This window comes from Pseudoalteromonas sp. OF7H-1, from assembly GCF_022347825.1.
GTDB classification, from domain to species: domain Bacteria; phylum Pseudomonadota; class Gammaproteobacteria; order Enterobacterales; family Alteromonadaceae; genus Pseudoalteromonas; species Pseudoalteromonas maricaloris.
Window position 1 is genome coordinate 25996 of sequence record NZ_JAKRFX010000019.1, and the last position, 26867, is coordinate 52862.

21 protein-coding genes and 1 riboswitch are annotated in these 26867 nt (G+C 44.8%); of the genes, 12 read left to right on the forward strand and 9 right to left on the reverse strand.

Translation table 11 applies throughout. The features are described 5' to 3' along the window. Position 1 precedes the first annotated feature (1 nt). Genes MHN30_RS19490 through dapA form a run of 3 tightly spaced genes read right to left on the reverse strand, consistent with a single transcriptional unit; the run spans position 2 to position 2842 of the window. Positions 2 to 1207: a PLP-dependent decarboxylase gene (locus MHN30_RS19490; protein ID WP_239360832.1), complete on the reverse strand. Its 1206-nt coding sequence runs from the start codon at positions 1205 to 1207 to the stop codon at positions 2 to 4. Next, positions 1207 to 1947, reverse strand: a complete 741-nt coding sequence (locus tag MHN30_RS19495) for a 2,3,4,5-tetrahydropyridine-2,6-dicarboxylate N-succinyltransferase (protein ID WP_010376345.1) — start codon at positions 1945 to 1947, stop codon at positions 1207 to 1209. The genes MHN30_RS19490 and MHN30_RS19495 overlap by 1 nt, the downstream gene beginning before the upstream one ends. Positions 1948 to 1957: 10 nt before the next feature. Continuing rightward, positions 1958 to 2842 carry a 4-hydroxy-tetrahydrodipicolinate synthase gene (dapA, locus tag MHN30_RS19500; protein WP_130163347.1) on the reverse strand — a complete coding sequence of 295 codons (885 nt, stop codon included), beginning with the start codon at positions 2840 to 2842 and terminating at the stop codon, positions 1958 to 1960. A gap of 115 nt (positions 2843 to 2957) precedes the next feature. Then, positions 2958 to 3136: riboswitch (Lysine riboswitch) on the reverse strand. Positions 3137 to 3278: 142 nt separating this feature from the next. Between dapA and MHN30_RS19505 the strand changes: the two genes are divergently transcribed. Continuing rightward, positions 3279 to 5003, forward strand: coding sequence for a response regulator (locus MHN30_RS19505; RefSeq protein ID WP_239360834.1), 1725 nt, complete (start codon positions 3279 to 3281; stop codon positions 5001 to 5003). Here MHN30_RS19505 and MHN30_RS19510 read toward each other — a convergent pair. Together MHN30_RS19510 and MHN30_RS19515 are read right to left on the reverse strand one after the other, a co-directional pair. After that, on the reverse strand, positions 4989 to 5606 hold the full coding sequence (locus MHN30_RS19510) for a hypothetical protein (RefSeq protein ID WP_130163349.1): 618 nt from the start codon (positions 5604 to 5606) through the stop codon (positions 4989 to 4991). The genes MHN30_RS19505 and MHN30_RS19510 overlap by 15 nt on opposite strands. Before the next feature lie 159 nt (positions 5607 to 5765). Beyond that, a complete protein-coding gene (locus tag MHN30_RS19515) occupies positions 5766 to 6641 on the reverse strand; it encodes a TraB/GumN family protein (protein ID WP_130163350.1) in 876 nt (291 codons plus the stop codon). A 528-nt stretch (positions 6642 to 7169) separates the two neighbouring features. On the opposite strand from MHN30_RS19515, the gene ilvG reads away from it, so the two are divergent. From ilvG to can, 9 genes are all read left to right on the forward strand, one after another. Beyond that, positions 7170 to 8831, forward strand: coding sequence for an acetolactate synthase 2 catalytic subunit (gene ilvG / locus MHN30_RS19520; RefSeq protein WP_130163351.1), 1662 nt, complete (start codon positions 7170 to 7172; stop codon positions 8829 to 8831). Beyond that, on the forward strand, positions 8828 to 9070 hold the full coding sequence (ilvM, locus tag MHN30_RS19525) for an acetolactate synthase 2 small subunit (protein WP_010376329.1): 243 nt from the start codon (positions 8828 to 8830) through the stop codon (positions 9068 to 9070). The genes ilvG and ilvM overlap by 4 nt, the downstream gene beginning before the upstream one ends. Positions 9071 to 9090: 20 nt before the next feature. After that, positions 9091 to 10014 carry a branched-chain amino acid transaminase gene (locus MHN30_RS19530; protein WP_010607766.1) on the forward strand — a complete coding sequence of 308 codons (924 nt, stop codon included), beginning with the start codon at positions 9091 to 9093 and terminating at the stop codon, positions 10012 to 10014. 92 nt (positions 10015 to 10106) lie between these two features. Then, entirely contained in the window at positions 10107 to 11963 is a 1857-nt protein-coding gene (gene ilvD / locus MHN30_RS19535; RefSeq protein ID WP_239360836.1) for a dihydroxy-acid dehydratase, read from the forward strand. A gap of 2 nt (positions 11964 to 11965) precedes the next feature. Beyond that, a complete protein-coding gene (ilvA, locus tag MHN30_RS19540; protein ID WP_130163352.1) occupies positions 11966 to 13507 on the forward strand; it encodes a threonine ammonia-lyase, biosynthetic in 1542 nt (513 codons plus the stop codon). Positions 13508 to 13564: 57 nt separating this feature from the next. Beyond that, positions 13565 to 13999, forward strand: a complete 435-nt coding sequence (locus MHN30_RS19545; RefSeq protein ID WP_130163353.1) for a hypothetical protein — start codon at positions 13565 to 13567, stop codon at positions 13997 to 13999. Between the two features lie 122 nt (positions 14000 to 14121). Beyond that, positions 14122 to 15174: an ABC transporter substrate-binding protein gene (locus MHN30_RS19550; protein WP_239360864.1), complete on the forward strand. Its 1053-nt coding sequence runs from the start codon at positions 14122 to 14124 to the stop codon at positions 15172 to 15174. 27 nt (positions 15175 to 15201) lie between these two features. Next, positions 15202 to 16398 carry a methyltransferase gene (locus MHN30_RS19555; protein WP_130163354.1) on the forward strand — a complete coding sequence of 399 codons (1197 nt, stop codon included), beginning with the start codon at positions 15202 to 15204 and terminating at the stop codon, positions 16396 to 16398. Then, positions 16398 to 17066 (forward strand): carbonate dehydratase, encoded by a 669-nt coding sequence (can, locus tag MHN30_RS19560; RefSeq protein WP_045990427.1) that lies wholly within the window; start codon positions 16398 to 16400, stop codon positions 17064 to 17066. The genes MHN30_RS19555 and can overlap by 1 nt, the downstream gene beginning before the upstream one ends. A gap of 66 nt (positions 17067 to 17132) precedes the next feature. Here can and MHN30_RS19565 read toward each other — a convergent pair whose 3' ends face one another. Next, positions 17133 to 17402 carry an accessory factor UbiK family protein gene (locus MHN30_RS19565; RefSeq protein ID WP_010376312.1) on the reverse strand — a complete coding sequence of 90 codons (270 nt, stop codon included), beginning with the start codon at positions 17400 to 17402 and terminating at the stop codon, positions 17133 to 17135. Between the two features lie 194 nt (positions 17403 to 17596). On the opposite strand from MHN30_RS19565, the gene rep reads away from it, so the two are divergent. Then, the gene (rep, locus tag MHN30_RS19570; protein ID WP_239360838.1) at positions 17597 to 19612 is read left to right on the forward strand and encodes a DNA helicase Rep; all 2016 of its coding nucleotides are present in this window, start codon (positions 17597 to 17599) and stop codon (positions 19610 to 19612) included. Here the strand turns inward: rep and MHN30_RS19575 are convergent. The 3 genes from MHN30_RS19575 to elbB form a co-directional block, all read right to left on the reverse strand. Then, complete coding sequence (locus MHN30_RS19575) at positions 19598 to 22168, reverse strand: diguanylate cyclase (protein WP_130163356.1); 2571 nt, start codon at positions 22166 to 22168, stop codon at positions 19598 to 19600. The genes rep and MHN30_RS19575 overlap by 15 nt on opposite strands. Before the next feature lie 221 nt (positions 22169 to 22389). Next, positions 22390 to 22782 carry a cytochrome c5 family protein gene (locus tag MHN30_RS19580; protein WP_010376308.1) on the reverse strand — a complete coding sequence of 131 codons (393 nt, stop codon included), beginning with the start codon at positions 22780 to 22782 and terminating at the stop codon, positions 22390 to 22392. A 244-nt stretch (positions 22783 to 23026) separates the two neighbouring features. Next, on the reverse strand, positions 23027 to 23677 hold the full coding sequence (elbB, locus tag MHN30_RS19585; protein WP_039494621.1) for an isoprenoid biosynthesis glyoxalase ElbB: 651 nt from the start codon (positions 23675 to 23677) through the stop codon (positions 23027 to 23029). 432 nt (positions 23678 to 24109) lie between these two features. On the opposite strand from elbB, the gene polA reads away from it, so the two are divergent. After that, positions 24110 to 26866, forward strand: a complete 2757-nt coding sequence (gene polA / locus MHN30_RS19590; protein ID WP_239360839.1) for a DNA polymerase I — start codon at positions 24110 to 24112, stop codon at positions 26864 to 26866. Position 26867 lies beyond the last annotated feature (1 nt).

Consider the following 26867-nt stretch of genomic DNA (forward strand, 5'->3'; position numbering starts at 1 on the left):
TTTACCTCAAATAACTTGAAGCGGGCTCTGCTTCACGGACACAGCTGATTTCTCCAGCTGAGATGATGTACTCAGCTGGGAGCTCATGACATAAAAAGAACGGCATACTTTCGGTGTAGCCGTAAGCGCCACACTGACTGAAAACAAGCCAATCGCCATCGGCACTGTCGCTTGGTAAGGCTAGGGTGCCTAATTTATCCAATGCTGTGCAAAGTGGGCCATGAATATGAAAGTCTGAGGTATCAGCTTGAGACTGGCGTAACAATTCAACGGGGAAAGCTTGTCCGGTAACGGCTGGACGCAGCAGGTGATTGACACCGCCTGCGACAATCAGTTGTTGTTCACCGTAGTTTTGCTTTTGTTCCACCACAGGGTTGAGATAAAAACCACATTCGCCAACCGCATAGCGGCCTAACTCCATCCATAATTCTTGCACTTGCGTGGCAGATTTTATCAAGGCGAGCGTGTCTAATAATTTCTGCCAATCAAGAGAAGGGCTTTGTCTATCATAGGGGATGCCAAGACCACCACCTAAGTCGAGCACTTTTAGAGTAATACCTAAGTCAGCAGCGAGCTGAACTAAAGGTGCAACCATAGCCTGCCAAAGTTCAGCTAGTGTATCGCTGCAGAGCATGTTTCCCCACTGGAAAATATGCAGTCCGACAAAGTCTAGGTGGGTGTAGTCACTTAAAGTTAGGGCTTGCCACTGCTCAGAGCCAAGACCAAAAGGAGTCAGCGTATTGCCACCAAGTGGATTGTGCTCTGCTTTATCAAAGCGTAATTGCACCCGCAGTAAAACTTCAAATTGAAGCTCAAACTCTTCGGCCACTTGATTTAACCAGCGTACTTGATTGAGACTTTCTGCCACGAAAATACGTATGCCTTGTGTTGCAAAATGACGGATCTGCTTTAGCGATTTGGCAGGACCGGTGTTGAGCACGCGTTCAGGAGCGATCCCTTGAGATAACACCTGATCAAGCTCGCCGCTAGATGCCACATCAAAGTTAAACCCAGCGTTATCTAGGGCTTTAATGATATGTGATAACGGATTCGCTTTTACGGCATACCAAAGCTTAACGATTTGCTGATCAACTAAGGGCTTAACATGCGCACTTAGCTTATCTAAGTCGTAGCAAAAGAATGGCGTATCTTGTTGCTGGCTCAATGCCTCAGCTGCAGTTCGCTGTGACGTGCTCAACCAAGTCATTAGCGTAGAACCTCTTCCAGCGCCAGTGATGCATCACTTTGTTCATCACGGTATTTTACGATAAGTGCGCATGACATACTTAATCCTTGCTCGCGTGCCCACTCACTTGAGGCTGGACGAGAGCCTGGGATCACTATCGCGTTTTCAGGGATGGCTTCACCTTTGTCAAGCAAGCGCTCGTTCACGCAGTCATAGACAGGTATACTTGCTGAAAGGCGCACACCCGGTGCTAATACGGCACCGCGTTTAACAACAACCCCTTCAACCAATACACAGCCTGCACCAATAAAAGCATCGTCCTCAACAACAACAGGACTTGCTCCAACCGGTTCTAATACACCACCCACTTGCACTGCTGCACTAAGGTGCACATTTTTACCAATTTGCGCGCAAGAACCAACCAACGCATGACTATCTACCATAGTACCTGAATCAATATAGGCACCAATGTTGACATAAGCCGGTGGCATAATGATTGTGCCGGCTGCGACGTAAGCGCCACGTCTTACACTGCTTCCGCCAGGAACCATACGAACGCCATCTTGGGCAGCAAATCCGCGTGGTGCTAAGTTGTCTTTATCAACAAATCCACCTGGGAACTCCGTATTTACGCCATTTCTAAATGCTTCAAGGATCCCTTGTTTTACTTCTACGTTAGCGTGCCAATGGCCTTGCTCATCCTGTGTTGCCGCACGTACTGTGCCATTTTCTAAATCGTTTAGTAGGGTTAACCAGCTCATGTTTACTGCCTTAATTCCAAGATAAAATCGTTTTGTTCGCGCGAGTGATCGCATCGGTATGGGTGAGTTCCAAATGTGTCAGTGGCGGGCGCAAGTTTGGACTTGTGAGCTTCCCTTGCAAGTGCATTAACACTTTGACTGGTATGGGATTTGCCACTGCAAATAAGCTATTTGCAGCTTCTGACCAAGTGGTAAATAAATTAGGAGAGGTGCCGCTTAACGAGCGCCTTACAAATTCTGCGGTTTGCTGTGGCCATGCGTTTGCCGCAACAGACACCAGACCCGTTGCACCTGCTTGTGCAAAGTAGGGCATTAAGCCATCGTCGCCGCTATAGATTGCGACATCAGGCGCTGCCTGACGAAATGCTTCAAAGGTGGCAATATCACCACTGGCTTCTTTTAGTGCCCACAGATTAGGGTGGCAAGCTAGCTCGCCGAGTAGTTCAGGGGCGATAGCAACGGCACTGCGACCAGGTACATTGTAGAGCATGCAAGGGTTGTGGCTCTCATCGAGTAGTGTGCTAAACCAATGCGTCAGACCAACTTTGCCGGGCTTTGCGTAGATTGGTGAGCCAAGTAAGAGCGCATCAATGGGCTGCGTATTACAAAAGCGCACCCATTGTGTTTGCTGCTCAAGATTACTGCCGCCAACGGCAACCATGAGCGGTACGCTTGGGGCGAGCTGGCAAACAAACTCAACGATTTGTTGCTGCTCTTCTTGGGTAAGCGCAAGGCCTTCGCCGGTACTGCCTAGTAAAAGAATACCGTTACGAGCTTGCTCTTGATCGCGCACAAGCGTTGTTAATGCGCTAAAATCAACCTGATTTTCAGCATCAAAAGGCGTTACTAAAGCCGTCCACAACGGATAGTCAGATAAGTTGAATTGTGATTTCATCTCTACCGAACTTAAATCATGTTCGGAGTTAGGAGGGTGTCCAAACTTCGAACCGTTAAAATTCGAAGAGCAATGGACTTAAAAAAGATAAGGCAGCCAATGGCCTTATTTTTCTAAGACCAGAAGCTCTCCACCAAGTATGTTGGTGACAGTCGCTGGGATTCAGCCCAGTCGCCCGAAATGAGTATTAGCAAACAATAACTCAATTTCTCGGCGTGTATTCCCCTCACTAAGCTGCAACGGAGTTTGCTCTCCTTCACTTAGTTACCTGAATAACGCACCTCTTCCAGCCCTTAATTTGACGCCGTGGCATCAAACTATCTAAATAGGGTGAACACGCATTGAAACATTTTGGCCGTCTAGGTGTCAAGCATCGGACTGTAAATAATACGATTGTTAACTACACTTAACATTGCAGCTGAGACAATGCTATGAGATGAAAAACAAAAATATGTCGTTAATAAATAAAGTTAAAAATCGTTATATCGGGGCATTACTTGCTATGGCTATATTGCTGTCGATGGCGATGGGGATTATGCAGTATTTACTGTATCAGCAGAGCCAAGACGCGCACGTAATTAATATTGCGGGTATGCAGCGGATGTTGTCCCAGCGCATCGCGCTTTTCAGTGCACAAGAGGATAAAAGAGACAGTGAGGATCTTCGTCAAGCCATTGATAAATTTGAAAGTAATCATGAGTTTTTAACTAAAACAGAGAGGGGGGAGGCTATTTATCTGAATGAGGCACTTGCAGCGCTTTACTACCAAGAGCCAATGCAATTGGATTTGCAAAGTAATACTTTTGTCACTTTATCAAGGTCTCAGTTTCAGCAGCCAACTCCTCAATTAGTGGAACAAATCTTTACTGCGTCTCAGCATATACTCCCAAACCTGAATGATGCCGTTTCACTATTCGAGCAGCATGCGCGAAGTAAAACAGAGATGGTGAGGAGAATAGAATTGTTAATTTGGCTGCTTGGACTGTTGCTGCTGTTTATAGAAGCGAAACTTGTATTTCGCCCGATGGCGCGAGAGATTGCTGAAGCACTTGATAAATTAGAGGCGGCAAGAAAGCTTGCCGATGATGCTCTGCACTCAAAATCACGATTTTTAGCGCGTGTCAGTCACGAGCTAAGAACGCCATTGCAGGCCATTCAGGGGTATTTAGATGAATATCTGAGTAACAAAGATACCCAGCAATTACAGCATGTGAAAAGCGCAGCAAATCAATTGGATGTATTACTTTATTCGGTTCAAGACTTTAATAACCTTTCCGAGCAAGAAGTGGTCATTGAGCGTCATCAAGTCGCGTTGCGAGAAGTAATAAAATCGGCCTGTATTGCCTTTCAATTAACCGCACATAAGAAATCTCTCGCTTTTAATTTGGCGTTGAGTAATGAGTTAGATGTGACTTGTTATTGTGATAGTAAGCGTGTTGGTTGGTTGATCAGTGAATTGGTCAATAACGCAATTAAATTTACTGAGCGTGGCAGCATTCAAGTATTTGCGGATTTGGTTGTAGATGAAGATACGCCATATTTAGAGTTTGTTGTTGAAGATACTGGGCCTGGGTTCGACTATCAGCAGTTGCGAGAAGCTGTGCATAGCGAGCATTTTCAAGGCACGCAGTTAGGGCTGAAGCGCTGCCGATTACTCACCTCAGCGCTTGGAGGACGATTAGATTTTATTGCGAGGGAACCAACCGGTACAAGAGCAACCTTGAGAGTCCCGATTGAAATTGACAATCAACAGACGCTGGCTCGCACAATGGAGCAGGTGTCAGCTCGCATTTTACTGGTGGAAGATAATTTACTAAATGCGCGCGTGATTGAAAAAATGCTTCAGCCCATAGCCAAGCAGGTAACGCATGTCGAACATGGTGAAGGTGCCCTTGAAGTATATGAGGTGGGTAAGTTTGATATCGTGCTAATGGATTTAAATATGCCTGTGATGGATGGCTTTGAAGCCACTGAGCGTTTGAGAACGCTAGATCCGACCGTGCCTATTTTGGTCGTGACCGCAAATACTAATGCGGAGGATCTGGATAAGGTCTACGCACTTGGCGCAACGGCTCATTTGTATAAGCCGTTGCAACCGGATGTGCTGCATAGCAAAGTGGTGCTATTACTGAATGAGTGTGGAGACTTAGTCTCGTCTTAAACGAATATTTCCAACCCCGACTTCTGCATCGATGGAATACTGGCCTTGACCACGATAGTCTGTTGTCGAGCCAACCATACTCTTTTCGGAAGTTTCTACGTTGCCAAAACCTGATATTGCCGTTTTACCAACACCTGAATCTAAAGACACCTTTTTGAAATCGGTGGCAGTAGTCTCAATTTTAATTTTTCCTACGCCTACCTCTAAATCAGCAGAGTTATTAAGATCTTGAATATCAATTTTGCCAACACCAACCTCAACATCTAAGGCCAAATTAACAGGCACCTTAACTTGCCAAGATAGTTCATAATCATCCGAATTGATCTCGAGTGATAATTTATCTCCTGATGTGTTGCTGTTTAGGGTAGCTTCACTTACATCTGGTTTACCAAACCAACTGTCTGACTCTTTCGGTTCAACCAAAATTTCGACCTCTATGGTGTTGCCGTTGTAAGTTTGTAGATCGATTTTACCTACGGCAATATCCACTTCTAACTCGGCTAGGCTATTGCTTGGGAATGATGCTGTAATGGTTTTTGAATCTTTTGCCTGTGCAGTCATTGCCGCTGCACTTAATGCTAAAACTAACGCTAACTTTTTCATTATTTTTTACCTTCAACGAGAGTGTTTGAAAGGTAAGTCGCAAATAAAAATGAAAAGGTTTAAAAAAGATTTTTATTTTTTAGGGCGTGTTGATGGAAGTACCTGTTTAACACGCCCACAAAGTAAACTACTTACCTCTTAGCATGGTAGCGCTGAGCGTTATAGTCGGGTGACTGAATAACCATTGTTTTTAAGTTGCTCAACGAGGCCATATTTTTCAACAAGATGTAATGCACCAACGGCAATAAACGTTGATTCATTAGGGAGCTGTTTTTTAAGCACTTGCACCCAGTTATTATTGCGTTCGATGATCATCAGTTGCTCGGCTAATTTGCCATATTTATCATCCGAAAAACTTACCTGATAGTAATGTGATAACTTTTCTAAATCGCCGCTTCGCCATGCGGAAACTAAATCCAAGAAGTAGGTATTCAAATCAGACATCTGTGCAAATGTTTCCTTGAGCATGGCGTCACTATGAATACTCAGCTGACTGAACATTTCAAGCTGATATTCTAAGGTTTCAAATTCACCAACTGGGATCTTCTTTTCGTTTGCATAGGCTATTACTTGTTTATCGATGCCATTAGTATCGGTAAATCCGAGCTTTTGATATTCCAGTTGTAGCATAGTTACCATCACGGCCCATGGTGCGTAGCGTTCAAATAAGGCGATATCTATTTGCTTTTTGGAAAAGTAATCTTGTAGCTTCTGATAGACTTCTGCAGAGAGCTGATCTTTTAGTGTTTGGTTGTTTTTTAACAACATAAATGGCATGGAGCGCTGTTGGATCGCAAACGGAGAAAGCGCCTCTAAGTTCACTTCAACCATGACTTTATCACTGCTCGCAATGGCGCTTTTTACCTTGGCTGGTAAACCTTGCATTTGTTTGTCACCGACGTGGACGGTACCAAATAAGTACGACGTTTTGTTGCCCTTTTCTATTTTCCACAGGCCAACTTCTGCGTTGGCGAGATTACTGAAAAGGCTTAAGCAAAGATAAATAAATAACAATGGTGAAAATACTTTAACCATAGTAATGATCCCTGTTGGTTTTAAAGGGTCAGTCTGCGATATCGAAATGTGAATGTCACTAAAAAATGAAGTGCGTTGAGGTGGTAGAAAAAATTTCATATTGGCAAATCGAGAAAGTAAATTTTTCGTTATATCGAAACTGAACCAATAGAAAATTCGCATTTTAAAATGTGTGGTTGTTTTAATTCTTTAGTTTGTGGATTTTTGGTTTTTTTATGCGTTAAAGTCAGGTTTTTAATTTTAAATAGCATAGTTTTTTGTGTTGACTTCAGTGTGCAAGGCGCGGTATTAATAGAAAAAGAGGCAGCACAGTGCTTACACTGAATGATTGCCAAGTTTAAATTTACGGAATTCAAGCAATGTTACTAACAGCAACTCTACTAGTCGTGATTATCAACGTGGTGATTATTATTACCGCGGGGGCTAGTTAGTGCTGTAAGAAAAGTATCAGCATAAACGCCCCCCGCACCAAAAGGTTCGGGGGGCGTTTTCGTTTTAGGGCATAAAAAAGGCAACTGAGAGCAGATCATGAGCAATTCAACAACCGGCGCACAACTTGTTATCAAGGTGCTAGAAGAGCAAGGCGTTAAACACGTATTTGGTTACCCAGGTGGTGCCATCATGCCCATTTATGACGCTTTGTATGGCGCGCCAGTTAAGCACTACTTGACTCGCCATGAGCAAGGTGCTGGTTTTGCTGCTGTTGGGTATGCTCGCAGTACAGGTAAGCTTGGGGTTTGTTTCGCCACTTCTGGACCCGGCGCGACGAACCTTATCACCGCACTTGCTGATGCCATGATGGATTCAGTTCCGCTACTGGCTATCACTGGGCAAGTGCCGACCGCTGCTATCGGTTCGGATGCCTTTCAAGAGGTGGATGTACTGGGCATGTCTTTGTCATGTACCAAGCACAGCTACATGGTTGAGCGAGCGGAAGACTTGGCTGAGGTATTACAAGAAGCCATGTACGTAGCGCAGTCTGGCCGACCCGGTCCGGTGTTGGTCGATATTCCTAAAGATATCCAGTTAGCTAAAGTACCTTTTCATCCTTTTGCTGCGCCACAAGACGAACAGCCGAGGGTTTCGCAAACTGAAGTAGCAAAAGCCAATCAATTATTATGCGATGCTAAACGACCTGTTGCTTACATTGGCGGCGGCGTGCAAAGCGCCGATGCGCAGTCACAGCTGATGCAATTTTTAGAAAAGACCCATATGCCGGCCGTATCGACGCTAAAAGCTTTGGGCAGCGTAACCCCAGATTATGATTATGACTTAGGAATGCTCGGTATGCACGGTACTCAAGCGGCGAATCTGGCGGTTCAGCAATGTGACTTGTTGGTATGTATCGGGGCGCGATTTGATGACCGTGTAACGGGGAATTTGGCAAAGTTTGCTGCAGGGGCGAAGGTGATCCATTTAGATATTGACCCTGCAGAAGTGGGTAAACGAAAACCCGCGGCCGCTTCGCTTATTGCAGACTTAAAACAGTCATTGCCGCAAATTGAATGTGTGGTTACGAATACCGAATGGCTAGAGACCATCGAAGCACTGCAACGTCAACATGCGTGGCGTTATGACTATCCTGGCGAAAAAGTATTTGCACCGTATTTGTTAAATCAACTGAGCCAAAAGCTACCCAATACAGCGGTAGTATGCTGCGATGTAGGCCAACATCAAATGTGGGTGGCACAGCACATGAAATTCACTCATCCAAGCAATCACTTAAGTAGTGGCGGTGCAGGCACGATGGGATTTGGCTTACCAGCTGCAATAGGTGCACAGATAGCACGTCCAGATAACACAGTGATCACGGTATCTGGCGACGGCTCCATCATGATGAATATTCAAGAGTTGGCAACCATCCGCCGTAATAACCTGCCAGTTAAAATATTAATATTAGACAACCAAAGGCTGGGTATGGTGAGACAGTGGCAGCAACTCTTTTTTGACGGTCGTTACAGTGAAACCGACCTGTCAGACAATCCTGATTTTGTCTCATTGGCTGCCGTATTCGGTATTCCTGGACAGACAATTACTCATGCGAACCAAGTAGATGACGCCGTTGACGCCATAGTGAATGCGCAAGGGCCCTATATTTTACATGCTTGTATCGACGATAAAGAAAACGTATGGCCGCTTGTTCCACCTGGTGCTGCCAATGATGAAATGATGACGGAGAGCCTTTCATGAAACACCATTTAACCGTTGCAGTAAAACAACAGAGCATCGCAGTGGAGCGCTTTTTACGCGTAGCCAGACATCGCGGATTTCGCTTAACGAATTTGGAACTACAAGGTCAAGATGACTTATTCCACGTCAAAATGACCGTAGATAGTGACAAACCTATCTATTTATTAACCTCACAACTGAGTAAGCTAGTAGAAGTGCAAGCGGTTGACTTGCATACACTACAGAAACAGGCAATTTAGAAGAATTAAGGTAGTTAACAATGACACAAACATCAGAAGTAATTTGGCATAACGGTGAAATGGTTCCTTATTTTCAAGCGACCACCCATGTGCTTAGTCATGCTTTACATTATGGCAGCTCAGTTTTTGAAGGGATCCGTGCTTACGATACGCCAAATGGTCCAGCTGTTTTCCGCTTAACCGATCATATTCAACGCCTCTTTGATTCTGCGAAGATCTACCGTATGGAAATTCCTTTTACCAAAGAGGAAGTAATCGCAGCGTGTAAAGAGACGATCCGCGCAAATGACTTTACCAATGCTTACCTTCGTCCATTTGCATTTTTGGGTCATGTAGGTCTTGGTTTAAATCCGAAGTCGCACCGTGCAGACATGACAGTCGCTGCGATGGAATGGGGTGCATACCTTGGTGAAGAAGGTTTAGCGCAAGGTGTTGATGTGTGTGTTTCTTCTTGGAGTCGCCTCGCACCAAATACCATGCCTACTGCGGCTAAAGCGGGTGGTAACTATTTATCTTCACAGCTTATTTCAGGTGAGGCGAAGCGTAATGGTTATGTTGAAGGGATCGCGCTTGATGTTAATGGTTACCTGAGCGAAGGTGCTGGTGAGAACTTATTTGTTGTGAAAAAAGGCGTGCTTTATACCCCGCCAACCACAGCTTGTATTCTACCTGGTCTTACGCGCGACACTATCATCCATTTGGCAAAAAAACGCGGTTATGAAGTACGTGAAGAGCCAATCGCTCGCGAAGCGCTTTATCTTGCTGATGAGTTCTTTATGGTTGGTACCGCAGCGGAAGTAGTACCTGTTCGCAGCGTAGACAAGATTACCGTGGGTAATGGTGGTAGAGGTCCAATTACGGAAGAGTTACAGCAGGCCTATTTCGCTTTGGTTAAAGGTCAAGCTGATGACGAAAATGGCTGGTTAGAATACGTAAACGAATAACTTTATTGGTATCGGGGTCAAACGCCCCGAATAAAAGCGCATTGTAAATTGTGGGAATGAGGAACTCGGCATAGCCGAGAAAAAGGTGAAGCATGGCTAAATTACGGAGCAAGACAACTACTGAGGGCAGACAACGCGCGGGTGCTCGTGCATTGTGGCGAGCAACGGGAATGACGGACAGTGATTTCCATAAACCGATCGTTGCGGTCGTGAATTCATATACCCAATTTGTTCCGGGTCATGTTCACCTCAATCAGCTTAGCGCATTGATGGCTGATGCGATAACAGAAGCAGGCGGCGTACCCCGCGAATTTAATACCATTGCTATTGATGATGGTATCGCTATGGGTCACGGCGGCATGCTTTACTCGCTCCCGTCTCGAGACTTAATTGCAGATTCGGTAGAGTACATGGTTAACGCTCATTGTGCCGATGCCATGGTCTGCATTTCTAACTGCGACAAAATCACCCCAGGCATGTTACTTGCGGCACTGCGGTTGAATATTCCGGTGATCTTTGTTTCCGGCGGCCCGATGGAAGCGGGTAAAACTCGCTTAGCGGATATCGATTTAAAATTGGATCTCGTCGACGCTATGGTGAAAGGCGCAGATCCAACCGTGAGTGATGAAGACTCTGAGCAAGTAGAGCGCTCAGCTTGTCCTACTTGCGGTTCGTGTTCAGGCATGTTTACTGCCAACTCCATGAACTGTCTATTAGAAGCGCTGGGCTTAGCGTTGCCTGGTAATGGTACTACACTTGCGACACACAAAGACCGCCAACAGCTTTATTTGGGCGCAGCAAAGCGCATCATGGCTTTATGTGATGAGTACTATGGTAAAGACAATGAGCAAGTGCTGCCACGCAACATTGCGAACCAAGCCGCATTTATGAACGCCATGACATTAGATATCGCGATGGGCGGTTCATCTAATACCGTGCTGCATTTATTGGCGGCAGCGCAAGAAGGCTTTGTCGATTTTGATATGAATGACATAGACTGCTTATCTCGTAGCACACCGTTTTTGTGTAAAGTTGCTCCGGCAACGCAGCAATATCACATTGAAGACGTTCACCGTGCTGGCGGCATTATGGCCATTCTCAACGAGCTGGCCAGAGGCGATAAGTTGGACCTTTCAGTGGGACATGTTGCTGGCGGAAATCTAGGTGAAGTTATTGCGCGTTGGAATGCTGCAGACCGTGATAACGAACGGGCACAAACTTTCTATCGCGCGGGGCCTGCTGGGATCCGCACCACCCAAGCTATGAGCCAAGAGTATCGCTGGGATGAGCTTGATTTAGACCGTGAAGGCGGCTGTATTCGCTCCATCGAGCATGCCTTTAGGCAAGATGGCGGCCTTGCTGTATTGAAAGGTAACTTAGCGCCCGATGGTTGTATCGTGAAAAGTGCCGGGGTGGCCGATGAAATGCTGCGCTTTACAGGGCCCGCTGTAGTATTTGAATCTCAAGACGATGCCGTCGAGGGGATACTGGGTGGCCAAGTTAAGAAAGGTGATGTAGTGATCATTCGCTACGAAGGGCCTAAAGGTGGTCCGGGTATGCAAGAAATGCTGTATCCAACTAGCTATCTTAAATCGATGGGGCTAGATAAAGACTGCGCTTTACTTACCGATGGTCGTTTTTCCGGCGGTACTTCTGGACTTTCTATTGGTCATGCGTCTCCAGAGGCTGCCAGTGGTGGCAATTTGGCGCTGGTTGAAAACGGCGATGTTGTCGCCATCGACATCTATAACCGCAGCATTGACGTTAAACTGGACGACACCGAGTTGGCGCTGCGCCATGAAAAGCAACTCGCTCGTGGCAAAGAAGCGTACAAACCAGTTAACAGAGAACGTTATGTGAGTCCCGCGCTAAAAGCCTATGCACTGCTAGCAACGAGTGCAGACAAAGGCGCGGTACGTGACTTACAAAAACTAGAGGAGTTAGGCTAGCGATGGTTTCCCAAGAGCTTGATTACTTTAGAGCCATTATTCAGGCGAATGTGGCACCGCTCGTTGAGGTAACGCAAGTGAATCAACTAGAGCAAATGTCAGCCCAGCTTGGTAACCAAATTTGGCTGAAAAGAGAGGACCAACAGCCGGTCTATTCTTTCAAATTGCGTGGTGCGTATAACAAGCTACGTCAGTTGCCGAAAGGATCGCGGGTGTATACCGCTTCTGCGGGTAATCATGCTCAAGGGGTTGCACTAAGTGCAACGCATCTAGGTCAGCACGCTACCATTGTAATGCCTGTGACTACGCCAGAGATCAAGGTCAACGCGGTTCGTAAGCTCGGTGGTGAAGTAATCTTACACGGCCATCACTTTGATGCGGCAAAACAATACGCGCTAGATCTTTGTGAAGCGCAAAATGGTGTTTTTGTCCCGCCATTTGATGATAAAGATGTGATCATCGGCCAAGGTACGGTGGCGCGAGAGTTAATTCAGCAACTTGATGAACTAGACGTCGTATTTATTCCCGTAGGAGGTGGTGGTTTGCTTGCGGGAATGGCGGTGTATTTGAAGTCACTTCGTCCTGATATCCGTGTTATAGGGGTAGAAGCTGAGGACAGCGCATGCCTTAAAGCCGCACTTGAAGCGGGAGAACCCGTGGAGCTTGAACGAGTCGGTGGTTTTGCGGACGGCGTAGCGGTAAAGCTTATTGGCACTGAAACTTTTCGATTAGCACAAAAGTTTTGTGATGAAGTCGTGACGGTTAATGCCGATGAAATTTGTGCGGCGGTTCAAGATATTTTTGTTGAGACGAGAGCAACTGCAGAGCCTTCCGGCGCGTTATCAACTGCGGGCTTGAAGAAGTGGCTCGCGCAAACGGGCGAAAAGGGGCTGAGTGTTGCAGCTATCTTGTCAGGCGCTAATTTAAACTTCGATCGGTTGAGGTATATCGCCGAAAGAACGGCGCTAGGTGCTAAACATGAAGCATTGCTCGGGGTGACTATCCCTGAGGAAAAAGGCAGCTTTAAGCGTTTTTGTCACTCTCTTGGTGGCCGAGCGATCACTGAGTTTAACTATCGCTATGCCGGCTGTGGCGAAGCGCAAATTTTTGTTGGTGTTGGGCTTAGAAATGGCCAGCAAGAGCTAACTGAGTTAACCGCTTCATTGCATCAAAACGGCTACCTGTTTGATGACTTATCAGATAACGAACTGGCAAAGTTACATGTGCGATATATGGTAGGCGGCAAACCGCCGAGCGTCATGAATGAACGTTTATTGCGGTTTGAATTTCCTGAATATCCAGGCGCATTAGCACGCTTTTTAGACATGCTCGGCTGTAATTGGAATATTACTTTATTTCATTATCGCAATCACGGTGCGGCACAAGGCAATGTGTTAGCCGCTTTTGAAGTTGAGCCCAGTGATTATGAGCGCTTTGATGAACATCTTGCAAAGTTAGCGTATCAGTTTCAAGAAGAAACAGATAACCCGTGTTTTACACGCTTTTTGCATGGCGAGCAGTTAGCAAAGCAAAAGGCTGGATAATAAGTACTGAATTAGGTACGCTGGTCATGAAAGTATCTAATTTTATCAGTGGATTACATGATTAGAAAAAGAAAAAACAAGGACATCTTCATAACGTTAGTTACAAGGCTTGTATTACTTGCGGGCTTATATTTTGGTGCGAGTGCACTTTGGCCAGAGCTGATCGAACACACACTTTTCTTGCCAATTGCGTTTGCAATTACATTGATATCGGTCGTACTCCAAGGTGATATCGGTACCAACAGACGCCCAGAGCAAATGTTATTAAAAGAGGGCGAGAAGTTAATGCTCATCTACGGGGCAAATAAAATTATGATGCCAATAGCGCAAGTTGAGTCTGTCGCTATTGATGATAATTACTTTGGGATCATCGAGAAGAATAATGGTAATGGCTATGACATTATGTGCAAAGGTAGCCAAGAGCAGATCTATCATCACCTTAAGAACATACTAGGTACACATATAGAGAATTGCAACGTACAGCTGCTTTGAACCTTAGTCAGTTAAAGTAGTACTTAACTCACTGATATATTCAATACTTATCCAAACTTAATGGCAGCCTGATCACCTTAAACTATAGTTAGCTATTATCAGTTGAAAAACGCAAGGATATGATGTTTAGGTACTATGTTGCGTTATTACTTTTATTTTTGAGCACTCAAATTGCAGCCCTTGAAAAAGTCACATTACAGTTAAAGTGGACGCATCAATTTCAGTTTGCTGGTTACTATATGGCAAAGGAAAAAGGGTTTTATCATAGGGAAGGGTTAGACGTTCAGATCCTTCCTGCCGATCCCAATAATCCTAACGTTGATTTTCGCGTGCTATACGGGCAAGCACAGTTCGGTGTGTTTCACTCAGGCCTTTTAAAACAAAGGCTCAACGGTAAACCTTTTGTGGCGCTTGCTGCGATCCTACAGTCTTCTCCTTATTGTTGGATGGTAAGAGCCGATAGTGATATTTATGTTCCCCGTGATTTTCAGGGGAAACGCCTCAGTCATTTAGGACACACAGAAAACGGTGAGTTACTCATGATGTTGCAACGTGCAGGCGTCAATACACAAAATATGCGCTTGTATTCAGGCAGTGAGCCACTGAAAGACTTTATCGCGGGTAAATTTGATGCGATGCAAGTTTATAGCACCAATGAGCCCTATGCAGTACAGCAAAGCGGTCTATCACCCCGTGAAATTTGCCCTAAGCAGTTTGGTTTAAACGTTTATGCTGACGTGCTCTTTACTACGGAAAGCGTACTAGAAAACCGCCCTGAGCTTGTTAAACGCTTTCGTCGTGCGAGCCTTAAAGGTTGGCGATACGCTATGTTACATCTAGAAGAGACTTTAGCGATAACTAAGCAGCAATACGCTACCCAAAAACCCCTAGAACAGCTCGCATTTGAGGCAGAGAAGTTAAGGGAATTCATAAAGGTGGCTAATATTCCAATTGGAACAATGTCAACGGCAAAATGGCAATGGATAGCACAGCTATATCACTTAGATGTGAGTCAGTTTCATGAACACAAAGCGCGCTTTATTTATTCAGAAGTGAAGAATGAACAACCTAAGCTATCTTGGGTGTTGATTATTGCAGCGATTTTGACATTGGTTTGTATCCCAATGTATATCCACTTAATTTTTTCTCGTAAATATCATCAACAATTACGCTAGAATAAGGGTATTGTTTCTCTGACAACCGTGGCCATTGTGGAACCGAGCAAACGCTTTCAACTTCTAGATAAATTATTATTCGATACCCGACAATATTGGCAAGTCGTTGCTTTTGAGCATCTCACTATTCCTTGGCCACAACTGCAATCTGAATTACTGCGGTTAAGCGACGATGCAGTATCAACATTAGACAGTGACACTGATGCCCTTTTTACTTTTTTTAGTCGCTATATTCCCGAACTTGAACAACTTACGGTCTTAAGTGCTTTACCGCAAAAAGTGGGCCGTAGAGATGAGTTACCATTTTGGCTGAGTAATGGCATAAAAGGACGTAAATTAGAGCAACTTCAAGACTTTGTTGCCGCAGTAAACGAAACCAAAGCATCGGTACTAGAGTGGTGCGCAGGTAAAGGTCATTTAGGCCGATTGCTTTCTTATCATGGCGCGCCTGAAGTGAACAGTATTGAGCTTCAAGCGGATCTGTGTCGGCAAGGAGAGGAAAGTGCGAAGCGGCAAAATCTAAACTTGCATTTTCATTGTGCCGACGTGCTGAAAGATGACATACATCACCACTTCGTTGAAAATCGCCATGGTATTGCACTGCATGCATGTGGTGAATTACATCGTGTATTTATGCACCAAGCAGTGGCGAATGGCATGAAAAAGCTATCGCTCTCTCCATGCTGCTATCACTTATTTACACCACCTGATTATCAAGCCATGAGTGTTGAAGCACAGCAGAGTCAGCTCAATTTGTCTCATCACGATATGAAGTTAGCGCTGCAAGAGACAGTTACAGCACCCGGGAGAGTGGCACAAGTACGTAAAAAAGAGGTGAGTTGGCGCTTAGGGTTTGATGCGCTGCGCAGAGAACTTACCGCAGATAAACATTACGTGAGTGTGCCTTCGGTCAATAAGGCTATTTTTTCTGGGTCATTTAGTGAATTCTGTTATTGGGCAGCTGAGCAGAAGCAGCTCGCCCTGCCTGATGGAATTGATTTTGACCAATATGAACGTATTGGGCGTGAACGAAAACAAGTAACGGACAGAATTGAGCTAGTACGACACGTGTTTCGTCGTGCGATTGAGATCTGGTTGGTCCTGGATAGGGTTTTATATCTGCAAGCAGCTGGGTATGATGTCACCCTTAGCACTTTTTGCGAAAAGTCACTCACCCCAAGGAATATTTTGATACAGGCTGAACGTCAGTCGGAGAACCATTAATGTGTAATACGAGCCCAAGTCCACTGAGTCACTTACTCGATAATAATAAACAGTGGGCAGATCGCACCAATGCCAGTGATCCTGAGTTTTTCAAAAAACTGTCGCAACAACAGAATCCAGATTATCTATGGATTGGCTGCTCTGACTCTCGTGTGCCTGCCAACGAGATTGTTGACTTAATGCCTGGAGAGTTGTTTGTTCACCGCAATGTTGCCAATGTCGTTGTGCATACTGATCACAACTGTTTGTCGGTCATGCAGTATGCGGTTGAGGTGCTCAAAGTGGATCACATCATGGTGGTCGGTCACTACGGTTGTGGTGGAGTGCAAGCCGTACTCGATAACGCTAAGTTTGGTCTGATCGATAACTGGCTACGTCATGTCGCTGATGTGAAAGAGAAACACCAAGCGATTATTGAACAAGTGAGCAAAGAAAAGCAGTGTGCGGCGCTTTGTGAGCTAAATGTGGTTGAACAGGTGCGCAACGTGTGTCAGAGCAATATCGTTCAAGATGCTTGGCAGCGAGGTCAAACTTTGACGGTACATGGGTGGGTCTATGGTCTAGCTGACGGTCTCTTGAATGAGGTGGTGAACGCCGTAGAAGATATGGAGCAACTGTCACTTTGCTATGAAAAGTCTCTGCTTGGTGTGAACCAGCGCTATTGCTAGGGTCAACAGAGTTTAGAGATTGCGTGCGCCACAAGCGCACGCCTTACTTTTCAAAGCTTTGGTTGCTTATTCCTGCGAGTCGGATGCTTGGCTGGCAAGCTGCGCTTCTAACTGCGCCACTTTTTCTTCAAGTTCAACCAATTTTTCACGTGTGCGGATCAGCACTTTGCTTTGAATATCAAACTCTTCTCTGCTAACAAAATCCATTTCTGATAATTTGCTCTGGATCGCCTGTTTCGTTCTTGCTTCAAATGTTTCAGCAAGATTTTTTACGCCCTGTGGCATGTTACTGGAAATTTGCTTAGCAATTTCTTCAATTTTGGCTGGATTAATCATCTTCTTACCTTAGCTTGCGAGTCAGTATACAAATTCCATCTTACCTTATGCGCCGCAGACGGAAAAGGTTCGCTTCATAGTTTTACATGGATACGGTAAACTAGCATGCTTAGTTTATAAGAATTCCTCAACCCCTCAGCACTGACAGTTGTTGCCAACATTGTGCCAAGCGAGAAGATAACCGGATTAGTTGCATGAAGCTCAACCCAAAACAAGACGAAGCGGTAAAATATATCAGTGGTCCATGCCTTGTATTGGCAGGTGCGGGCTCAGGTAAAACCCGGGTTATTACCAATAAAATTGCCTACCTAGTGCAGCAGTGTGAATACAAAGCAAAGAATATCGCAGCGGTCACCTTTACCAACAAAGCGGCGAAAGAAATGCGTGAACGGGTGGCACAAACTTTGGGCAAGCAAGAAGCTAAGGGTTTGTGGGTGTCGACATTCCATACATTAGGGCTGGAAATCATTAAAAAAGAGGTCAAGACCTTGGGTTATAAACCCGGCTTTTCCTTGTTTGATGATCAAGACACCAATCAGTTGTTAAGTGAACTCACTGAAAAAGAGCTTGAGCGTGATAAAGACTTACTCAATTTGCTAAAGATGCAGATTGGTAACTGGAAGAATGAGCTTATTTTGCCAGAGCGCGCTATTAGAGAAGCGCGAGAGCCACAAAAAGCGCTATTCGCTCAGCTTTATGCGCGTTATCAAACACAGCTGCGTGCTTACAATGCGTTAGACTTTGATGATCTTATTATGATCCCAACTTTGCTCTTGAATCAGTCGGTTGATGTGAGAGAGCGCTGGCAGCAGCGATTCCGCTATTTGCTGGTGGATGAGTATCAAGATACCAATACCAGCCAGTATCAGTTAGTGAAACTGCTCGTTGGTGAGCGCGCACGTTTTACTGTGGTTGGTGACGATGATCAGTCTATTTATTCATGGCGTGGCGCTAAACCGCAAAACTTGGTGCTGTTGAGCAAAGATTTTCCGGGCCTAAGACTTATCAAGTTGGAGCAAAACTACCGTAGTGCAGGGCGGATCCTAAAGGCCGCGAATATCCTAATCGCTAACAATCCCCATGAATTTGATAAACAACTGTTTAGTGAACTGGGGTACGGCGACCCGATCCGTGTGATAGCGACTCGTGACGAAGAACATGAAGCGGAGCGTGTGGTTGCGGAGATCATTTCACACAAGTTTATGAAACGTACCAGCTATCGCGACTATGCATTGCTTTATCGTGGTAATCACCAAGCTCGAGTGTTTGAAAAGGCACTCATGACCAACCGTATTCCATACAAAATTAGTGGCGGTATGTCGTTCTTTGCACGCAGTGAAATCAAAGACATTATGGCTTATTTACGATTCCTAGTGAACCAAGATGATGACAACGCATTTTTACGTATCGTCAATACCCCTCGACGCGAGATTGGCCCGGTGACATTAGAAAAGCTAGGTAGCTTTGCCAACGAGCGCCATATTAGTCTATTTGCTGCGTGTTTTGAGTCAGAGCTCGCGGGTCGCTTGGCGGGTCGTGGCTTAAATGCATTGATGGGATTTGCGCGCTGGGTGGTTGAGCTTTCCGACCGAGCAACCCGTGGAGATACCTTGGAAGCGGTAAAAGATATGATCCGTGAAATTAATTACGAAGCGTATCTTTACGAGTCATCTCCCAGCGCTAAAGCGGCGGAAATGCGGATGAAAAACGTATCAGAACTATACCGTTGGATAAGTGATATGCTTACGGGAGATGCTGATAACCCCGCGATGACACTGCCAGAAGTGGTAAGCAAACTCACATTAAGAGATATGCTTGAGCGCAATGAAGAAGAAGATGACTCAGATGCAGTGCAGTTATTAACGCTGCATGCGTCCAAAGGTCTTGAATATCCACACGTATTTATGGTGGGGATGGAAGAAGGCTTGCTACCCCACCAAACGAGTATTGATGAAGATAATGTCGAAGAGGAAAGGCGTTTAGCCTACGTTGGCATCACTCGTGCTCAGCAAACCTTAACATTGACTTATACCAAGAGTCGTCGTCAATTTGGCGAGCAGATCACCCCAGAGCTGAGTCGCTTTGTACAAGAATTGCCGCAAGATGATTTACAAATTGAAGGGAAAAAGCCTGTTGCGACACAGGCAGAACGAATGGAAAAAGGTAAGTCTAACGTTGCGAATTTACGGGCAATGCTAAGACGGGACTGATTCGTTATCAAAACTCTGGATAAAGGCTACACGTTCGTTGCCCTTATCCAGCATTTGCTGTTTGCCAAAAAACAGCTGCAAGCCATGCCTTTCCAGCAAGCTTCTAAAGTTTAAAATCGCAGGACCTCGGGCGATGACCTTAATATTTTTCACCTTAGTAACGGCTAAAATACCTTGTAACTGAACCTCATAACTCGTTTGCTGTAAGACGCGTTTACTAAACGTCGAGCTTAATAAGACATAGGTAAAGTCAACTTGGCTAATTAGGGTTAGATCGCAGCGATCTTTACCAAAATTATTCAAGCCAATTGGGATCCCCATATCGGCCAAGGCTCTGAGATTTAATACTTGCTGACTAGAAGCAAAGCGAATTTCGCTTTCTTCGAAGAGCAAACAAAGTGTTTTGTCTTGCCGCTTAAGCTGCTGCTTTAGCGCGTCAAAATGTGCGCTTTCTAGTAACATTGCAGAGCAACCAAATAGCATATCTTCATCGCGGCTAAGGGCAATTTCTTGCGCTTTGTTAAGTAGGTGCAATTCAATTTCAAGCAGTTGAGATTTTTCTGCGGCAAACTTTTTTAGAATATCAAAACTGGTGCTGCCTAACACTGGATGCTCGCCAAAGGCTTCCAAAAAGCCAATTGGTTGGGCGTTATCTGACCAGTTCACGATTTCCGTACAGCGGAAGTGGGTAGGCAGCTTATCTAAGTGATGTTGCTCTTGCTGCTTTTGAGCATTTGAGCTTGCGGTTAGCAATGGATGATAAAATTCATAGCGACCACGGCCAGCGTTTTTAGCATAGTACATTGCCGCATCGGCATCTCTGATGATTTCATCGGTGTTACGGTATAGCTTATTACTGTAGGTGATCCCTATGCTGGCACCGCTTTGCATGCATACCCCCTTCAAACAGAAAGGTTGCTGCATGACTTTGATAATACGTTTGGCGACATCTTCCGCTTGCTGACGATCGGTTAGGTGATCAAGTAAGATCACGAATTCATCACCAGCAAGTCGAGCTAATAAATCGTGTTCACGAATACACTCTAAGAATGACTGCGCCACCCACACCAAAAATTGATCGCCAGCTTGGTGACCTAATTCATCATTAATGTCTTTAAATTTATCTAAATCAATAAAAAGAACGGCAAAGTTATCTTCGGGATAACGATGATGTTTCTTCAGCGTCTTTTCAAGCTGAGTTAAAAACAAACTACGGTTTGGAAGACCCGTGAGTGAATCATGATGAGCATCATGATAAAGCTGTTGCTCAATCTTTTTGCGCTCTTCCATCTGCATTTGCAGGTGTAAATTGGCCTGCTGTAGCTCTTTAGTTTTTTCCGCAACTCGATGTTCTAACTGTTGGTGACTGATCTTAAGCGCTTGGTTCGCTAGGTGCGTTTGTAGTACAGAGGCAATCTGATTAGATACAAAAGAGATCAGCTCAACATCATCATAATTAAATTCGTGTTTGTGCTCATAAGCCTGACATGCGATCAGGCCGATGACGCCAGTAGCGGTTTTTAATGGTGCACCAAGCCAACTCGTTGCAGCAAGCTTGTGATTATAGCCTGCGGGGCGCTCTACTGTGCCTTCGAGTGCTAAGGCTTTGGCACGGGTACTGTCTATTAACTGGCTTTGCTCAGTACGAATGACCAGCTCACTATACCCTTTTGCAAATGGGCGAGGGTTATAACTGGTTTTTTCATCAACGCTATACGGGAAGGTAAGCCAATTCGTCTCTTTATCGTAAAGCGCTATGTAGAGGTTGTCGGCAAAAGTAATAGAACGAATAATGTCGTGAACTTGTTGGTAAACATCGTCAATATCGGAGAACTGGGTTGCTAATTCAGAAATCTTGAATAAGATTTGCTGTCTTTCTAGCGCACGCTTGCGGTTTTCTATCTCTTTATTAAGTGCTTCATTACTTTGCATTAGTGCCCGCGTGCGAATTTTCACTTCAGACTCTAGTAACTCACGCTTTTTAACGCGTTCAATCGCTGTGGCCAGATACAGTGACATTACTTCAAGCAATTCAACTTGATGATCGCTGTAGGATTGCTCGGCTTCGTAGCTTTGCGATACCATAACGCCAATAATTGCGCCGTCGCGGTAGATAGGTACGCCCACCCAATGCTCCGCTTGACTGCCCATTATCTTAAACTCGCCAGCATTGGCTCGCGATAGCATGTCATCTTTGGTGAGATAAACGGTTTCGCCAGTTTTAAATACAAAACCAGTCACACCATCTTTAAAGTGATGTGCTTCATGAAGTGGGACAGAAATACCGTCTTTCTCATCAACAAAATACGATAGCTCAAGCGCTTGAGTAAAGCGATTTTGCAGGACAACGTAAAAGCTTTTGCTAGGTAAATATTGAGATAGAATATTGTGGATTGCGGGATACAACAGGGTAAGCTCAGCAACAGTACTAGCCTGTTCTGATAACTGAATTAATGTGTATTGAAGTTGAGACTTTCTTTTATACTTTTTGAGTAAAGACTCTAATCTGGCGGTTCGCCGAGATAGTCTCCTAACCTGTTGCTGTGGCTCTTCCAATGACGAAACCAGTTCTTATTGTTGTTTAATTATTGAGCTTAATAGTTTCACTTTTAGCCGAGGCGGTCAAGTGTAAATTTCTCATTCCTGCTCGCTTTATAAAGTGATATCAAGCCAGCGTTAATCACGGCTTTTATGGCACTATATTGAGACGAAAATGCAGCGATAAACGCTGCACTGTCCAATAAGTCTTTCTACCCTAAATAGAGAAGTTGAAATACTTATTTGCTTGTCATGAAATCGATTGCTGCTGCAATCTCATCATCCGAGCAGTTCATACAAGTACCACGAGGAGGCATTGCATTGAAGCCATTGATCGCATGGTCTAGTAATACGTCTTTACCTTTCGCTAGGCGCGGTGCCCAATCGTCAGCTGTTTTTGGTGCGCCTAATGCGCCAGTGCCGTGACAAGCAAAACATGCTGCTTGATAAACCTGCTCACCTGAACGAGGTCCTGATGGCTCGGCTTCTGCAGCACTTTCAGCACCAGCTAAATATACTGAGCCGATAGGCTGAAGACGTTTCTTAATCGCTTCTTCAGTTAAAGAATTGTCGTATGGTTGCGCAACTGCGGCTGTTGATAGCAATAAAAGTGCTGCTGAAAGTTTCTTCATTTACCTTGCTCACTTCGTTTGAACGTGTTCAATCACGATAATGGATGACGGAATTATTGGGATTATAACGTCACCTGTTCATTTATAAAACGTAAACTTGAGTATAAATGGTTAAAACCATTAATTTATTGCGTTAGGGCAAGCTTTTCTGCCTAAATTTGCAATCGCTCAAGGCCGAAAAGCGAGTTGTTCGGCCTTGGCGTTTTCCTTTACTAATACGAATGGGTGGGGGAGGTGATCGCCTCTATGCCATTTCGATTAACTTCGTCACCGCCTTTTCGATGCCAGTCGCGGCTTCAAGGATGGATGACGCCAGCATATATGCCGGTGTACTAATCACTTTTTCATTGTCATCAACGACGATCTCGGTCACTTCACAATCCACGTGCTTTGCACCAAGCGTATTAACTGCCGCTGCGGTATCAACATCATTGCCTATGGTCGCGAGTGTACCCGGTGTGTGGATATGGGCGATGAGTGCTGGCGCAATGCACAAATAAGCGATAGGCTTTTGCTGGTGATTGAACTCACGACATACGCGCTTTACGCTTTCAAGAATCGTAGAATCTGCGCCTTTAAAAGCAAAATCAGAAAGATTCTTTGCTACACCAAAACCTCCTGGTAATACCAAAGCATCGAATTCGTCAGCACTTAATGTTTCCAGATCTGCAATTTCTCCGCGTGCAATGCGGGCGGCTTCAACAAGAACATTACGACGTTCATCTTGTTCTTCACCGGTGATGTGATTGATCACATGGAATTGATCAATATTAGGTGCAAAGCACTGATAGCTTGCCCCTGCTTTTTCAAGATTGAGTAGTGTTAATACTGACTCGTGGATCTCGGCACCGTCGAATACTCCACAGCCACTTAAAATTACCGCTACTTTTTTCATTCATTTCTCCCTTCAATGTCACATCATGCGCGCTATATGCATAAAAAGAATTATGCACGAATTAAAAAATTATAAAGGATCTTCTATGATCTTTGATCAATTGTGTTAGTATACTCCTCCGCTTGAGAAAATCAGGCTATTTTTTACTCACCCAGATTGTTAAGCGTGACTAAAAAAATTCTTTATCCACAAAGCGGTAAAGATAATAACAATAAAAAAGGCACAAAAAGCGCAAGTAAATCAAAGTTTTAATTTACACTCTGACTTTTAAAACAAAGTTTCGGAGCGATTTTCCGTGTTTGTCTACAAAGTTATCCACAGGTGTAGCACGATTTATCTAAATGATGAGATAACGCGAAACTCGTTTTATCTTGTGCCTTGTGGCATCCTTACATTCTACTCCACAAAAGACTAATTTAGGATCCAATATTTATGTCTCAGATCCCTCAAAATCCGTTGATCTTGGTTGATGGTTCTTCCTATTTATTTCGTGCTTATCATGCGCCACCACATTTAACAAATTCAAAAGGTGAAGCAACTGGTGCGATCTACGGTGTGATCAATATGCTTAAGAGTTTGCTTAAGCAATATCAACCAAGTCATATGGTAGTAGTCTTTGATGCTAAAGGGCCAACTTTCCGCAACGAAATGTATAGCGAGTATAAAGCGCATCGCCCGCCTATGCCGGATGATCTGAGAACGCAAATTGAGCCGATCCACGAAATAATTAAAGCAATGGGCCTGCCACTGGTAAGTATTAGTGGTGTCGAGGCCGATGACGTGATCGGTACATTCTCTAAAATAGCGTCAGAGCAAAGTCGCCATGTGCTAATCAGCACTGGTGATAAGGATATGGCGCAATTGGTCAATGAACATGTCACGTTGATCAACACAATGACAAATACGATCTTAGACCCTGAAGGGGTAGTGGATAAGTTTGGTATTGGTCCTGACTTGATCATCGACTATCTCGCGTTAATGGGAGATAAAGTCGATAATATTCCGGGCGTACCAGGCGTTGGTGAAAAAACTGCATTGGCGATGCTTCAGGGGTTAGGCTCTATCGATTCGCTCTACGAAAACTTAGACAAAATTGCTGATTTAGGTTTTCGTGGCTCAAAAACCATGGCGAAAAAACTAGAGGAACACCAAGCGCAGCTAAAGTTGTCGTATGAATTAGCCACTATTAAGCTGGATTGTGAAGTAGAGCAAGACTTAGAGCAATTTAAGATAGCTGAGATGGATAAAGATCGCTTAATCGAGCTATATGGTCAGTGTGAGTTTAAGCGTTGGTTAGCTGAATTGCTGGATGGTCAGTCACAAGCTGATATCGTTGATGTGGAGGCTGAAGGGTCGGCGCCTGCAGCTGCGCAGGTCGACACCCAATACGAGACTATTCTGACAAAAGCACAGCTTGATGACTGGGTAACTAAGTTAAAAGCAGCCCAGCTCATCGCTTTTGATACTGAAACCACCAGCGTTAACTATATGCAGGCGGATCTAGTTGGAATGAGCTTTGCGGTTGCACCGGGCGAAGCGGCTTACTTACCAATCAATCACGATTATGTGGGAGCGCCCGAGCAGCTTTCTCAAGACATAGTGTTCGAGATCATGGCACCACTACTTGCAGATCCTCAGATCAAAAAAGTGGGTCAAAATTTAAAATATGATCAAAGTGTGCTTGCTCGTGCAGGGCTTGAACTGCAGGGGATCGCTTTTGATACCATGTTGGAGTCATACGTATTTAACAGCGTAGGAACTCGCCACGATATGGACTCCTTGGCGCTAAAATATTTAGGCCATAAAACCATTAGCTTTGAAGATATCGCTGGCAAAGGTAAGAATCAACTGACCTTTAACCAAATCGAGCTAGAAAAGGCGGCACCTTATGCAGCGGAAGACGCTGATATTACACTGAGATTGCATCAACACCTCTGGCCGTTAATAGAAAAAGAAAATCGCCTTAAGCAGGTATTTACAGAGATTGAATTACCGCTGCTGAGCGTACTTTCTCGCATTGAACGTACTGGTGTGCACATCGATGGCGATATGCTAGCGAAGCAAAGTATCGAGATTGAAAAGCGCTTAGGTGAGCTTGAACAACAAGCTTTTGAAATTGCAGGTGAGGAGTTCAACCTGAGTTCAACAAAGCAACTACAAGCGATATTGTTCGACAAACTTGAGCTACCAGTGATTAAGAAAACGCCAAAAGGCGCGCCTTCAACAGCCGAAGAAGTGCTACAAGAGTTGGCGCATGATTATCCACTGCCAAAACTTATTATTGAGCACCGTGGCTTAGCTAAGCTGAAATCAACCTATACCGACAAATTACCAAAATTGGTTAATGCGGATACCGGTCGCGTGCACACTTCTTACCATCAAGCCGTTACCGCAACGGGCCGCCTAAGCTCAAGCGATCCTAACTTGCAAAATATTCCAATCCGTAACGAAGCGGGACGTCGTATTCGTCAGGCATTTGTTGCCGACAATAATAAACAAATCGTCGCGGCGGATTACAGCCAAATCGAGCTTAGGATCATGGCACATTTGTCACAAGACAAAGGGTTGTTGAGTGCCTTTGCTGAAGGTAAAGATGTACACAGTGCAACAGCGTCTGAAGTGTTTTCCGTGCCGCTTGAGGAAGTGACTTCTGATATGCGCCGAAAAGCCAAAGCAGTTAACTTTGGTCTGATCTATGGCATGAGTGCGTTTGGTCTGTCACGTCAGTTAGATATTCCAAGAAATGAAGCGCAACATTATATGGATATGTACTTTGAACGCTTCCCTGGTGTATTAGAGTATATGGAGCGCACGCGTGAAGAGGCTGCTGATAAAGGGTATGTAGAAACCTTATTCGGTCGCCGCTTGTATCTACCGGATATCAATGCGCGTAATGGCGCTCGCAGAAAAGCAGCAGAACGTGCAGCCATCAACGCACCGATGCAAGGCACTGCGGCGGACATCATCAAAAAAGCGATGATTAAAGTGGATGAATGGCTAAAAAACTGTGATAGCAATGATATCCAGTTGCTCATGCAAGTGCACGATGAATTGGTGTTTGAAGTACACAGCGATAAAGTTGCTGAATACAGTGAAAAGATCTGTGAGTTGATGAGCGCTGCGGCAGCACTTGATGTACCGTTACTAGTTGAAGCCGACAGTGGTGACAACTGGGAACAAGCACACTAGT

Excerpts from the sequence above, each read along its gene's own strand:
- rep (WP_239360838.1), top strand. The coding sequence starts at position 17,597 with ATGAAGCTCAACCCAAAACAAGACGAAGCGGTAAAATATATCAGTGGT.
- MHN30_RS19580 (WP_010376308.1), bottom strand. The coding sequence starts at position 22,782 with ATGAAGAAACTTTCAGCAGCACTTTTATTGCTATCAACAGCCGCAGTT.
- elbB (WP_039494621.1), bottom strand. The coding sequence starts at position 23,677 with ATGAAAAAAGTAGCGGTAATTTTAAGTGGCTGTGGAGTATTCGACGGT.
- MHN30_RS19530 (WP_010607766.1), top strand. The coding sequence starts at position 9,091 with ATGACACAAACATCAGAAGTAATTTGGCATAACGGTGAAATGGTTCCT.
- ilvG (WP_130163351.1), top strand. The coding sequence starts at position 7,170 with ATGAGCAATTCAACAACCGGCGCACAACTTGTTATCAAGGTGCTAGAA.
- MHN30_RS19490 (WP_239360832.1), bottom strand. The coding sequence starts at position 1,207 with ATGACTTGGTTGAGCACGTCACAGCGAACTGCAGCTGAGGCATTGAGC.
- ilvM (WP_010376329.1), top strand. The coding sequence starts at position 8,828 with ATGAAACACCATTTAACCGTTGCAGTAAAACAACAGAGCATCGCAGTG.
- MHN30_RS19550 (WP_239360864.1), top strand. The coding sequence starts at position 14,122 with ATGTTTAGGTACTATGTTGCGTTATTACTTTTATTTTTGAGCACTCAA.
- MHN30_RS19565 (WP_010376312.1), bottom strand. The coding sequence starts at position 17,402 with ATGATTAATCCAGCCAAAATTGAAGAAATTGCTAAGCAAATTTCCAGT.
- MHN30_RS19510 (WP_130163349.1), bottom strand. The coding sequence starts at position 5,606 with ATGAAAAAGTTAGCGTTAGTTTTAGCATTAAGTGCAGCGGCAATGACT.
- MHN30_RS19545 (WP_130163353.1), top strand. The coding sequence starts at position 13,565 with ATGATTAGAAAAAGAAAAAACAAGGACATCTTCATAACGTTAGTTACA.
- ilvA (WP_130163352.1), top strand. The coding sequence starts at position 11,966 with ATGGTTTCCCAAGAGCTTGATTACTTTAGAGCCATTATTCAGGCGAAT.
- MHN30_RS19505 (WP_239360834.1), top strand. The coding sequence starts at position 3,279 with ATGAAAAACAAAAATATGTCGTTAATAAATAAAGTTAAAAATCGTTAT.
- can (WP_045990427.1), top strand. The coding sequence starts at position 16,398 with ATGTGTAATACGAGCCCAAGTCCACTGAGTCACTTACTCGATAATAAT.
- dapA (WP_130163347.1), bottom strand. The coding sequence starts at position 2,842 with ATGAAATCACAATTCAACTTATCTGACTATCCGTTGTGGACGGCTTTA.
- MHN30_RS19495 (WP_010376345.1), bottom strand. The coding sequence starts at position 1,947 with ATGAGCTGGTTAACCCTACTAAACGATTTAGAAAATGGCACAGTACGT.
- polA (WP_239360839.1), top strand. The coding sequence starts at position 24,110 with ATGTCTCAGATCCCTCAAAATCCGTTGATCTTGGTTGATGGTTCTTCC.
- ilvD (WP_239360836.1), top strand. The coding sequence starts at position 10,107 with ATGGCTAAATTACGGAGCAAGACAACTACTGAGGGCAGACAACGCGCG.
- MHN30_RS19515 (WP_130163350.1), bottom strand. The coding sequence starts at position 6,641 with ATGGTTAAAGTATTTTCACCATTGTTATTTATTTATCTTTGCTTAAGC.